Annotated in this window: 10 protein-coding genes; 7 read left to right on the top strand and 3 right to left on the bottom strand. The window is 74.1% G+C overall.

The features are described from left to right. Positions 1-178 precede the first annotated feature (178 nt). The 7 genes from ACZ4VL_RS05000 to ACZ4VL_RS04970 all read left to right on the top strand — a co-directional run bounded on the left by ACZ4VL_RS05000 (position 179) and on the right by ACZ4VL_RS04970 (position 7579). Positions 179-1336, top strand: a complete 1158-nt coding sequence (locus ACZ4VL_RS05000) for an acyl-CoA dehydrogenase family protein (protein ID WP_468195949.1) — start codon at positions 179-181, stop codon at positions 1334-1336. Next, positions 1333-2310: a bifunctional MaoC family dehydratase N-terminal/OB-fold nucleic acid binding domain-containing protein gene (locus ACZ4VL_RS04995; protein WP_468195946.1), complete on the top strand. Its 978-nt coding sequence runs from the start codon at positions 1333-1335 to the stop codon at positions 2308-2310. Before ACZ4VL_RS05000 ends, ACZ4VL_RS04995 begins: the two co-directional genes overlap by 4 nt. Next, entirely contained in the window at positions 2310-3377 is a 1068-nt protein-coding gene (locus ACZ4VL_RS04990; RefSeq protein WP_468195944.1) for an acyl-CoA dehydrogenase family protein, read from the top strand. The genes ACZ4VL_RS04995 and ACZ4VL_RS04990 overlap by 1 nt, the downstream gene beginning before the upstream one ends. After that, positions 3374-3793, top strand: coding sequence for a MaoC family dehydratase (locus ACZ4VL_RS04985; RefSeq protein WP_468195941.1), 420 nt, complete (start codon positions 3374-3376; stop codon positions 3791-3793). The genes ACZ4VL_RS04990 and ACZ4VL_RS04985 overlap by 4 nt, the downstream gene beginning before the upstream one ends. Beyond that, positions 3790-4956 carry a lipid-transfer protein gene (locus ACZ4VL_RS04980; RefSeq protein WP_468195939.1) on the top strand — a complete coding sequence of 389 codons (1167 nt, stop codon included), beginning with the start codon at positions 3790-3792 and terminating at the stop codon, positions 4954-4956. Before ACZ4VL_RS04985 ends, ACZ4VL_RS04980 begins: the two co-directional genes overlap by 4 nt. Before the next feature lie 146 nt (positions 4957-5102). After that, a complete protein-coding gene (locus ACZ4VL_RS04975; RefSeq protein ID WP_468195936.1) occupies positions 5103-5636 on the top strand; it encodes a SigE family RNA polymerase sigma factor in 534 nt (177 codons plus the stop codon). Positions 5637-5929: 293 nt separating this feature from the next. Then, positions 5930-7579, top strand: coding sequence for a long-chain fatty acid--CoA ligase (locus ACZ4VL_RS04970; RefSeq protein WP_468195934.1), 1650 nt, complete (start codon positions 5930-5932; stop codon positions 7577-7579). 7 nt (positions 7580-7586) lie between these two features. Here ACZ4VL_RS04970 and ACZ4VL_RS04965 read toward each other — a convergent pair whose 3' ends face one another. The 3 genes from ACZ4VL_RS04965 to ACZ4VL_RS04955 all read right to left on the bottom strand — a co-directional run bounded on the left by ACZ4VL_RS04965 (position 7587) and on the right by ACZ4VL_RS04955 (position 12269). After that, positions 7587-8162 (bottom strand): antibiotic biosynthesis monooxygenase, encoded by a 576-nt coding sequence (locus tag ACZ4VL_RS04965; protein WP_468195932.1) that lies wholly within the window; start codon positions 8160-8162, stop codon positions 7587-7589. Positions 8163-8175: 13 nt separating this feature from the next. Further along, positions 8176-11715, bottom strand: a complete 3540-nt coding sequence (locus ACZ4VL_RS04960; RefSeq protein WP_468195930.1) for a PAS domain-containing protein — start codon at positions 11713-11715, stop codon at positions 8176-8178. 119 nt (positions 11716-11834) lie between these two features. Further along, positions 11835-12269, bottom strand: coding sequence for an SSI family serine proteinase inhibitor (locus tag ACZ4VL_RS04955; protein ID WP_468195928.1), 435 nt, complete (start codon positions 12267-12269; stop codon positions 11835-11837). Positions 12270-12319: the final 50 nt, after the last annotated feature.

Here is a 12319-nt window from a genome sequence, read left to right as displayed (position 1 = left end):
GCACATCCCGCACAAACAACAACACCCCACCACCCAACCTCCCCCCCCCTCCCCCCCCCCCCCCCCCCCGCCCCTTTGCCGTGCGTGCCCGCGGTCCCGTCGCCGACCTTGACATCCCGCGTAGAACTGACGGACAGTCAGATTCACATCGACGATGTGACGCCGGGAGGCCTGCGCCGTGCACCTCGCCCCGACCGAAGGCCAGTTGCGGCTCCGCGCCGAACTGCGCGCGTACTTCCGTGCCCTCATACCGGACGGCACCCCCGCGGACCCGGCCGCCCAACGCGCCCTGCTGCGCCGCATCGGGGCCGACGGCCTGCTCGGCCTCGGCTGGCCCGTCGAGTACGGCGGCCAGGGGCGCGGCGCCGACGAGCAGTTCGTTTTCTTCGACGAGGCCTACCGGGCCGGCGCCCCCGTCTCGATGGTCACCCTCAACACGGTGGGCCCGACCCTGATGAAGTACGGGACCCCACAGCAGAAGGACCACCTCCTGCCCGGGATCCTGCGCGGCGAGACCGTCTTCGCCATCGGCTACTCCGAACCCGAGGCCGGCACGGACCTGGCCTCCCTGCGCACCCGCGCCGTACGCGACGGAGCCGACTGGATCATCGACGGCCAGAAGGTCTTCACCTCCAACGCCCAGAACGCCGACTGGATCTGGCTGGCCTGCCGCACCGACCCCGCGGCCCCCAAGCACAAGGGCATCTCGATCATCCTCGTGCCGACCGACGCGCCCGGCTTCTCGTGGACCCCGATCGAGACGGTGGGGGGCCTGACCACCACCTCCACGTACTACGACGCGGTCCGCGTGCCCGCGGGCAACCTCGTCGGCCCCGAGCACGGCGGCTGGAGCCTGATCACCAACCAGCTCAACCACGAGCGGGTGGCCCTGGCCGCCATCGGCATGCAGGCCGAAAACTTCCACGACGCCGCGCTCCGACACGCCCGCACCCCCGATCCGGTGACCGGCGAACGCCCCGCGGACCGGCCCTGGGTGCAGTCCCGGCTCGCCGAGGCCCACGCCCGGCTGGCCGCCGTCCGCCTCCTCAACTGGCGCCTCGTCCAGGACGTGGGCGCCGGCACCCTGGCCCCCGGTGACGCCAGCGGCGTGAAGTTCTTCGGCACCGAGAACGCCGTCGAGGTGTACCGGGCGTGCCAGGAGGTGGTGGGCGAGCAGGCCCTCGTACGGGGAGACGGCCCGGGCGCCTTCGCGGACGGCGAGCTGGAGCGGATGAACCGGGCCGCCCAGATCAACACCTTCGGCGGCGGGGTCAGCGAGGTCCAGCGGGAGATCGTCGCCATGATGCGGCTCGGCATGAAGGGGAGGAAGCGATGACCGCCACGGCGCCCGGGGAGACGCAGGACGCGGCAGCCCGGCGGTTCCTCGCGCAGCTCCTGGCCTACGAGGGCCGGCCCGCCGCCACCACCGGGCAGGGCAAGGACCCCGTCAACGAGGCCATGATCCGGCACTGGTGCGAGGCGATGGGCGACACCAACCCCGCCTACACGGGCCCGGGCGCCATCGCCCCGCCCACCATGCTCCAGGCGTGGACGATGGGCGGACTGTCGGGGCACACCGCCCGCTCCGGCGCCTACGACGAACTCCTCGCCCTCCTCGACGGCGCCGGCTGCACCTCCGTCGTCGCCACCGACTGCGAACAGGAGTACCTGCGCCCGCTGCGCCCCGGCGACACCGTCACCTTCGACGCCGTCATCGAGTCCGTGTCGCCGCGCAAGACGACCAGGCTGGGCTCCGGCCACTTCGTGACCACCCGCATGGACCTCCGCGTCGGCGACGAACCCGTCGGCACCCACCGCTTCCGGATCCTCAAGTACGCCCCCGCCGCCCGGCCGCCCCGCCCGGCCGGTCCCCCGCAGGCCGCCGCACCGCCCGCGCGGCCGGAACGGCCCCGTCGTCCCCGCCCCGTGATCAACCGCGACAACCAGGGCTTCTGGGACGGCGTCCGGGAGCACAAGCTGCTGATCCAGCGGTGCACGTCCTGCGCGACCCTCCGCTTCCCCTGGCTGCCCGGCTGCAACGCCTGCGCGGGCCTGGACTGGGACACCGTCGAGGCCTGCGGTGAGGCCACGGTCTTCAGCCACGTCGTGATGCACCACCCGCCGTTCCCGGCCTTCGACCCGCCGTACGCGGTCGCGCTCGTCGAACTCGCCGAGGGAGTCCGCATGATCACCAACATCACCGGCGTCCGGTACGACGCGGTGCGCATCGGGATGCCCGTCCGGCTGGAGTTCCTGCGGGTGGACGAGGACCTGGAGCTGCCCGTGTTCCGCGGCGGGGCGGAGGCCTGATGGACTTCCACCCCACCGAGGAGCAGGCCGCCGCGGTCGCGCTCGCCGCCCGCATCTTCCGCGACCTCGCCACCCACGAACGCCTCGCCGTGGCAGGCACCGGAACCGACGCCGAACTCTGGAAGGCCCTCACCGGGTCCGGGCTGATCGGCGCGGTGGAGGACACCGGCCTGCTGGGGCTGGTGCTGTTGCTGGAGGAGCAGGGCCGCACCACCGCACAGGTCCCGTACGCCGCCACCTGCGCCTACGGGGTCCTCCCCGTCGCCGCGCACGGCAGCGCCGAGCAGCGCGCCCGGCTGCTGCCCGCCCTGGGGACGGGCGAGGCGGTGGCCACCGGAGCGTTCCCGGCCCGCGGACGCTTCACCGCCTCGGCGAACGGCCGGCTGACCGGCACCGCTCCCGCCGTTCCGTGGCTGCGCGGCGCCACCCACGTCCTGGTCCCGGATGCCGAACGGGCCCTGTGGCTCGTCCGGACGGACGCGCCCGGTGTGGAGACCGCACCCGTGGAGACCACCGCCCCCTGGGCCGCCGGCCGGCTGGTGCTGGCCGGGGCCGAGGCCGAACCGCTGGGCCCGGCCGCCGCTCCGGGCGGGCAGTCCTACAAGGCCGTCCTCGCCGCCGCCCGCACCGCCTTCGCGGGGCTCCAGGCGGGCGTCTGCGCGGGCGCCGTGGCCCGCGCGGCCGAGTACACCTCCACCCGCGAGCAGTTCGGCCGACCGCTCTCCACGAACCAGGGCGTGATGCTGCGCGCGGCCGACGCGCACATGGACACCGAGGCGATCCGGGTCACCGCCTACGAGGCGGCCTGGCGCATCGACCAGGGGCTCCCGGCGCACGAGCACGCCCTGACGGCCGCCTGGTGGGCCTCGGAGGCGGGCAAGCGGGTCGTCCACGCGGCCCAGCACCTGCACGGCGGGACGGGCGCCGACCTGGACCATCCCGTCCACCGGCACTTCCTGTGGGGGCGCCAGCTCGACGCCCATCTCGGCTGCGGCAGCGAGCTGCTGGCCGAGCTCGGCGCCCTCCTGTCCCGGCCGCACACGGCATCCGAGGGGGAGCACGCATGAACGTGGGCGACACACTGCCGCCGCTGGAGATCCCGATCACCCGCACGCTCATCGTCGCGGGCGCGATCGCCTCCCGGGACTACCAGGACGTGCACCACGACGCCGAGCTCGCGCGCGAGAAGGGCTCCCCGGACATCTTCATGAACATCCTGACCACGAACGGCCTGGTCGGCCGGTACATCACCGACCACCTGGGCCCCCGGACCGTCCTGCGCAAGGTGGCCATCCGGCTGGGCGCCCCGAACCACCCGGGCGACACGATGACCCTCACCGGCACCGTCACGGCCCTGCACGGGGACACCGCCGAGATCCGCGTGGTCGGCGCCAACGGCATCGGCCACCACGTCACCGGTTCCGTCACCGTGACCCTGCCCGCGCCGGGAGCCACGGCATGCGCCCCGGGAGCCACGGCATGAGCGTGCGCAGCAGGGACGGGCTCGGCGGTCGGGCCGCCATCGCCGGCATCGGCGCGACCGAGTTCTCCAAGGACTCCGGCCGCAGCGAGCTCAGGCTCGCCGTCGAAGCCGTGCACGCCGCCCTCGACGACGCCGGGCTCACCCCCGCCGATGTCGACGGCATGGTCACCTTCACCATGGACACCAGCCCCGAGATCACGGTCGCCCAGGCCGCCGGGATCGGGGACCTCTCCTTCTTCTCCCGCATCCACTACGGCGGCGGCGCAGCCTGCGCCACCGTCCAGCAGGCTGCCCTCGCCGTCGCCACCGGCGTCGCGGAGGTCGTCGTCTGCTACCGCGCCTTCAACGAGCGCTCCGGCCGCCGCTTCGGCTCCGGCGTGCAGCATCGCGAAGCTTCGGCGGAGGGCGCCGCCCTGGGCTGGTCGTTGCCCTGGGGGCTGCTCACCCCGGCCTCCTGGGTGGCCATGGCCGCCCAGCGCTACCTGCACGCCCACCGCCTCACCCCCGAGGCGTTCGGTCACGTCGCCGTCACCAGCCGCCGGTACGCCGCGAACAACCCCGCCGCCTGGTTCCACGGCCGGCCCATCACCCTCGCCGAGCACGCCGCCTCGCGCTGGATCGTCGAACCGCTGCGGCTGCTGGACTGCTGCCAGGAGACGGACGGCGGACAGGCGATCGTCGTCACCAGTACCCGGCGGGCCCGCGACCTGCGTCACCCGCCCGCCGTGATCTCCGCGGCGGCGCAGGGGGCGGGCCGCCGACAGGAGGGCATGACCTCCTTCTACCGCGACGACCTCACCGGCCTGCCCGAGATGGACGTGGTCGCCCGGCAGCTGTGGCGGACCAGCGGACTGCGCCCCTCGGACATCGACGTCGGCATCCTCTACGACCACTTCACGCCGTTCGTGCTAATGCAGCTGGAGGAGTTCGGCTTCTGCAAGCCCGGCGAGGCCGCCGACTTCGTGGCCGCGGACGCGCTGCCCCTCAACACCCACGGCGGCCAGCTCGGGGAGGCGTACCTCCACGGTATGAACGGCATTGCCGAAGCCGTGCGCCAGCTGCGCGGCACCTCCGTCAACCAGGTCCGCGGAGCCGCACACGCCCTGGTCACGGCCGGGACCGGGGTGCCGACCTCCGGGCTCATCCTCGGGGCGGACGGCTGAGGCCCCGTGCCCCGGCGCCCGCACGCCGCCACCGCCCCCTCCACCTTCAGGAGGTGGGGCGCACCCCACCCCTACAACCTGAGGCGGACCCGGCTTCGGCACTTGCGGCCGATCCCCGCACGTCCCCGCGCTTCTAGCGTGGAGCCATGACCACGCCCGTGTGCACGCTCGCCTCGCAGCCGACGCCGTACCCGTCGTTCTCGGCGTACGTCCGGACCCGGGGCGCGGGCCTGCTGCGCACCGCGCGCTCGCTGACGCCCAACCCGTGCGACGCAGAGGACCTGCTCCAGACGGCACTGGCCAAGACCTACGCCGCCTGGGACCGCATCGAGGACCACCGGGCCCTGGACGGCTACGTCCGGCGCGCCCTGGTCAACACCCGCACCTCCCAGTGGCGCAAGCGCAAGGTCGACGAGTTCGCCTGCGACGAGCTCCCGGAGACCGAGGTGCCGTCGGGCACCGACCCCGCCGAGGCACAGGCCCTGCGCGACGCGATGTGGCGCGCCGTGACCCGGCTGCCCGACCGGCAGCGCGCCATGGTCGTCCTGCGCTACTACGAGGACCTGACCGAGGCCCAGACCGCCGAGCTGATGGGGGTCTCCATCGGCACGGTCAAGAGCGCCGTCTCCCGCGCGTTGGTCAAGCTCCGCGAGGACCCGGAGCTGAGCCCGGTCCGCTGACCCGGGCCCCTCCCGTCCTGCTCGACCAGGGCTGTTTCACGTGAAACCCCGGCCGTTGTTCCATGTGAAACACGGGCCGTCGTTTCACGTGAAACACCGTCCGCCCGCGCAGCTGCGTGTGCGCCGTGCACCGTCCGCGCCACCCCGGCCTGTGCGTGGCGCCACTCCGGGCCCCCCGACAGCGATTGCGCGCCGTGTTTGTACCTCCGGGTAGTGACATGCCGACCGGTACGTGCGCAGAATCGGCAGCATTCCAAGCCGCCGCAGCGCCGCAGCGCCCACGGGAGGACGCTTTGCTGAGCACGATGCAGGACGTACCGCTCCTCGTCAGCCGGATACTCCGTCACGGGATGACGATCCACGGGAAATCCCAGGTCACCACCTGGACCGGGGAGGCGGAGCCGGACCGGCGCAGCTTCGCCGAGATCGGAGCCCGGGCCGGGCGTCTGGCCCATGCCCTGCGCGACGAGCTCGGCGTCCAGCAGGACGACCGTGTGGCCACCCTGATGTGGAACAACGCGGAGCACGTCGAGGCGTACTTCGCGATCCCCTCGATGGGCGCCGTCCTGCACACCCTCAACCTCCGGCTGCCCCACGAGCAGCTCGTCTTCATCGCCAACCACGCCGCCGACCGCGTCGTGCTGGTCAACGGGACGCTGCTGCCGCTGCTCGCCCCGCTGCTGCCGCACCTGCCCACGGTCGAGCACGTGGTCGTCGCCGGCATCGGCGACCGCTCCGCGCTCGACGGGCTCGGCGTCCGCGTCCACGAGTACGAGGAGCTCCTCGCGGGCCGCCCGGACCACTACGACTGGCCGGAGCTGGACGAGCGCCAGGCCGCCGCCATGTGCTACACCTCGGGCACCACCGGCGACCCGAAGGGCGTCGTCTACTCGCACCGCTCCGTCTACCTGCACTCGATGCAGGTCAACATGGCCGAGTCGATGGGGCTGAACGACAAGGACACCAGCCTCATCGTCGTCCCGCAGTTCCACGTGAACGCCTGGGGCCTGCCCCACGCCACCTTCATGACCGGCATCAACATGCTGATGCCGGACCGGTTCCTGCAGCCGGCCCCGCTCGCCGAGATGATCGAGCGGGAGCGGCCCACGCACGCCGCGGCGGTCCCCACCATCTGGCAGGGGCTGCTCGCCGAGGTCACTGCGAACCCGCGCGACCTGAGCTCCATGCGGCAGGTCACCATCGGCGGCGCGGCCTGCCCGCCCGCCCTGATGGAGGCGTACGACAGGCTCGGCGTCCGCCTCTGCCACGCCTGGGGCATGACCGAGACCTCGCCGCTGGGCACCATGGCGCACCCGCCGGCCGGCCTGAGCGCCGACGAGGAGTGGCCGTACCGGATCACCCAGGGCCGCTTCCCGGCGGGCGTCGAGCCCCGCCTGGTCGGCCCCGGCGGCGACGTCCTGCCCTGGGACGGGAAGTCGGCGGGCGAGCTGGAGGTGCGCGGTCCCTGGATCGCCGGCGCCTACTACGGCGGCGGTCTCGGCGAACCGCTGCGCCCCGAGGACAAGTTCAGCTCCGACGGCTGGCTCAAGACCGGCGACGTCGGCGTGATCAGCCCGGACGGCTTCCTCACGCTCACCGACCGGGCCAAGGACGTGATCAAGTCCGGCGGCGAGTGGATCTCCAGCGTGGAGCTGGAGAACGCGCTGATGGCGCACCCCGATGTCGCCGAGGCTGCGGTCGTCGCCGTCCCGGACGAGAAGTGGGGCGAGCGCCCCCTGGCCACCGTCGTCCTCAAGGCGGGCGGGAGCGTGGACCACACGGCGCTGCGGGCCTTCCTCGGCCAGTCCATCGCCAAGTGGCAGCTGCCCGAGCGCTGGACGTTCATCGAGGCGGTCCCCAAGACCAGCGTCGGCAAGTTCGACAAGAAGGTGATCCGCCGGCAGTACGCCGACGGCGAGCTCGATGTGACCGTGCTCGACTGAGCCGCCGTCAGCCGCGCGTGAGCCAGGGCCGCAGCAGCCTGCTGACGGCGGGCATGGCCACGTAGGTCATCAAAGTGCTGAAGACGGCGGCGAAGACCGCCGTCCGCAGCACGAAGTGCACGTCCACCAGATACGGCCCGAGCACCGCGTTGCCCACCAGCGAGATCGGGAAGATGGCCAGCCCCGAGCTGATCGCCATCTTCCACCGAGGCGGCGCGGGCTGGGCCGTACCCGGCTTGGCGAACCACGTCTCCATGCCGTGCAGCTCGCGCCGGGCTATCTCGGTGTGGTGGTGGCCCTCGCAGTTCGCGAAGAAGGCGGCCCGCTCCGGGGAGTCCTGCCACCGCTGCAACGCGACCTGGTCGCGGAAGCGGTGCACGAGGAACCAGGGCCCGCCCGCCCGCGCCGGGCGGAACAGCCCGTAGCCGAGGTGGTCCGGGAAGGACGTGGCGGCCTCCAGGATCCCGCGCGCCCAGTTCTCGAACGCCTCCTCGTACCCCGGCTCGACCTGACGGGCGATGAGCAGGCTCACCTCCCCGTTGTCGGCGGGGACGGCGTGTTCGGACGTGTGGGTGATGGCCATCAGGCCAGGATGGCTAGTTGGTGCCGATCTTGGCGAGGAGGTCCACGATGCGACCCTGGACGTCCGCGGTGGTGGCCCGCTCGGCGAGGAAGAGCACGCTCTCCCCGGAGGCGAGCCGCGGCAGCGCGGCCTCGTCGATGCCGGTGGCCGTGTAGACCACCAGCGGGGTCCGGTTCAGCTGGCCGTTGGCGCGCAGCCAGTCGACGATGCCGGCCCGCCGGCGGCGTACCTGCATGAGGTCCATGACCACCAGGTTGGGCCGCATCCGGGACGCCAGCTCCGCCGCGTCGGTGTCCGCGCCCGCCCGGGCGACCTGGAGCCCGCGCCGTTCGAGCGCGGCCGTGAGCGCCGTCGCGATCCCGTCGCGCTCCTCGATCAGCAGGACCCGCGACGGATGCTGCTCGCTGTCGCGCGGCGCGAGCGCCTTCAGGAGCACGGCCGGGTCCGCGCCGTACGCCGCCTCGCGCGAGGCGTGGCCGAGCCCGGCGGTGACCAGTACGGGCACCTCCGCGGCGACCGCGGCCGCGCGCAGCGACTGCAGGGCGGTCCGGGTGATCGGGCCGGTCAGCGGGTCCACGAACAGGGCCGCGGGGAACGCGGCGATCTGCGCGTCGACTTCCTCGCGGGAGTGCACGACCACCGGGCGGTAGCCGTTGTCGCTGAGCGCCTGCTGCGTCTGCACATCGGGCGCCGGCCACACCAGGAGCCGGCGCGGATTGTCCAGCGGCTCCGGCGGCAGCTCGTCGTCGACCGGCGGTGGAACGGGCCGGCTGACCACCTCGACGGCCCCGCCGGGCCCGTCGAGCGGCTCCGGCCCCTCGGCCGCGCCCGCTTCGGGGGCGCCTATCACGAACGCACGGCCCTGCGGGGCGGGCTCGGCGAGCCGGCGGCGCCGACCGGACCCATTGGTGGCGGCGCCGTTACCGGACGCTGCGGTCGGGTCGACCGAGATGCCCTGGCCGAGGGTGCCGAGGGCGCGGACGCTGATCGGCTGTCCCGGCTCGGCCGCGCCGTCCTGCGGCTGCCGCGCTCCGGGCACGGCGCCACGGCCGGCCGTGGCGGCCTCGTCGTCCTCGGGGGCGGTCCGGGCCGCCGGAACCGGCCAGGCGGGAGTGGGCGGCAGCGCACGGCGCCGCCCGGTCGGCGGTACGGACTCCCCGTCGCCCGCGGCCGCCGGCGCGGCGGAAGCCGTGGACTCTGCGCCGGGCGTACCCAGCGTGCGCCGGGCACGCCGCCCGACCGGGGCCTCGCCCTCGGCGGAGCCACCGGGAGCTGACCCCGGAACCGGGACTGCGACCGGGACCGGAGCGGAGGCGGGAGCCGGGGCACCGGCCGGCGCCGATCCGGTCGGGCCGGGCGCGGCCGGGAACGGTCCGACGGCGGCCCCGGGCGGAACGGGAGCGGCGGCCGGGACGGCGGCCGAAGCCGGCACGGGGACCGGACCCGGCGTCGGGCCGGCGGGCAGCGCGAAGCCGCCCTCCGGGGCGATCGGCCGGGCGGGAGCCGGTCCGCCGGCGGGTGCGGCCGGAGCGAGCCCGGTCGCGGGCACCGGCCCGCCGGGCCGCGCGGGACCGGCCTGGCCCAGTGCACGCCGCCGACCGGCGGGGTGCTCGCTCACCGGAACCGGCGGCACGGAGGGCACGGGCGGCAGTGCGGGCATGGCGGTGCCCTGCGGGGGCACGGGCCTGCCGGTACCACCCTCGGCGCCGGAACCCGAGCCCGGGCCGTCGCCGTCGCCGTCGCGGCCGCGCCGGCGGCCGGTGCCGAGGCCGGCCGGGTTCACCGGGGACTGGGCGAGCGCAGGGGCCGCCGCGTCCGCGGGTGTCTCGCCGGCCCGCCGCCGCCCGGACGGCAGTGCCAGTGCGCCCCCGGCCGCAGCGGAGTCGGGCGCGCCCGCCTCGTCGGCGGAGTCCTCCAAGAAGGCGTCCACACCACGCCGGCCGCGCCGCCCGGTGCCCTTGGGGGCCGCGCCCCCGGATCCGGCGGCCGGCGCCGAGGCCCCGCCGCCCTGTGCATCCGGCTCGCCCTTCGCGTCAGCCGCGGCCTCCGGCTCGGGTTCCGGTTCGGGTTCCGGTTCCGGATCGGGCAGGGTCACCGTGCCGGCGCCCGAGCCCAGCGGGAGTTCCAGCACGTACGCGCCGCCGGGTGCGCCGGGCACCTCCACCGTCTGCAGCATGCCCCCGTGCGCGGTCACGATGCCGCGCACGATCGGCTCGTGCACCGGGTCTCCGCCCTGGTAGGGCCCGCGCACCTCGATGCGTACGACCTTGCCGCGCTGCGCGGCGGCCACCACGATCGTGGAGTCGGCGTACCCGCTGCCCTGGGGGGTCTTGCCGGTGGCGTCCACTCCGGCGACATCCGCGACGAGGTGGGCGAGGGCGGTGGCGATGCGTTCCGCATCGACCTCGGCCTCGATGGTCGGCGCGTGCACGGCGAACTGCGCCCGGCCCGGGCCGATCAGTTCGACGGCGCCGTCGACGCCGGCCTTGACGACCCCGTCCATGAGGACGTTCTTCTTCTTCAGCTTCTCGCTGCCGGCGTCCAGTCGCTGGTAGGCGAGCACGTTGTCGACGAGCGTGGTCATCCGGGAGTACCCGGCGGCGAGGTGGTGCAGCAGCTGGTTGGCCTCGGGCCACAGCTGGCCGCCGTCGTCGGCGGCCAGCGTGGCCAGCTCGCCCCGCAGCTCCTCCAACGGGCCGCGCAGGGAGTCGCCGAGGACCGCGACGAGCTGGGCGTGCCGGGCGACCAGGGCGTCGAAGGGCCGCCGGTCGGTGAAGGTCATGACGGCGCCCACGAGGACGTCGCCGTCGCGCACGGGAGAGGTGGTCAGGTCCACGGAGACGGGCTGACCGGCCTTGTTCCACAGCACCTGGCCGCGCACCCGGTGCTTGCGGCCGCTGCGCAGGGTGTCGGCGAGCGGGGACTCCTCGAAGGGGAACGGGGAGCCGTCGGCGCGGGAGTGCTGGATCAGGGCGTGCAGCTCGCGGTTGCCGAGGTCGGTGGCCCGGTAGCCGAGGATCTGTGCGGCCGCCGGGTTGACGAGGACGACGCGGCCGTCGGTGTCCGTGCCGACGACGCCCTCGGCGGCGGCACGCAGGATCATCTCGGTCTGCCGCTGCGAGCGGGCCAGCTCGGCCTCGGTGTCCACGGTCTCGGACAGGTCGCGTACGACGAGCATCAGCAGCTCATCCCCGGTGTAGGCGGGCTGCGGCTCGCGGTAGGCGTCCCGGCCGTCCAGGTGGGCGTGGGTGACCTCGACCGGGAACTCGCTGCCGTCGGTGCGCCGCGCGACCATCCGCTTGGGCTTGGCCCGGTTGCCGTCGTCGTCGCCGGGACGGCGCATCGAGCCGGGGATCAGCTTGGAGTCGAATTCGGGGAACAGGTCCAGGACGCCGCGGCCGACCAGGCCGGTGCCGGGGCTCTCCATGACCTCGAGGGCGATCGAATTCGCGTTGACGACCGTGCCGTTGGCGTTGACGAGAAGCAGCGCGTCCGGAAGCGCGTCGAGTATTGCTGCGAGGCGAGCAGCGCCTCGGGATGGCCTGCTGCTCACGACGAGCTTCCTCCCTGACCACGACTACCGGCATGTCACGGGAGGAGTCTAAGGGCACGGCCCCGGCCTGAGGTGGCGGATGTTCCGGGTACTCCGGGCATCCGCCGCATCCTCCCAGGTCAGGGGCGCCCGGCCGGAAGCACAGGTTCCAGGTTGCGCCACCGCGCGATCTCGCACCCGTTGGTTCGCCGGAATGAGGCGTTCACCCTGTAGCCCTGCCAGGTGCCGGTGATGTGCGCCCGGGCCGGTCCACCGTCCTGCTGGGTGCACATCTGCCGGTCGGGCTCGGCGGCGAAGGGGTTCTCCCCCGTCCTGGCGAACCGGTCGAGCCGGGCGCACGCCTGCTCCGCCCGGGGGTGGTCCCCGCCGGCGGGATTGCACTCGAGCCGGTACTCCCCGTCCGCCCGCGGGTTGCCGGTGTGCGAGACGGAGATGGTGAGGCGGTCGGGGGAGGACAGCAGCCGCTCGAGGGGCAGTGGGGTCAGCGGGGGCAGCGGGCCCCCGGCGGCGGTGGCCAGGACGGAGGTGACGGCGAAGGCGGCGAGTCGCAACATGGGGCACTCCAGGTCGTCCGTACGTCGTACGCCGGGACCAACGACGCGCG

It is taken from the genome of Streptomyces sp. NPDC029014 (genome assembly GCF_055564695.1).
Note: the sequence above shows the minus strand (reverse complement) of the source record. Positions and strands in the feature narration are given on the sequence as shown.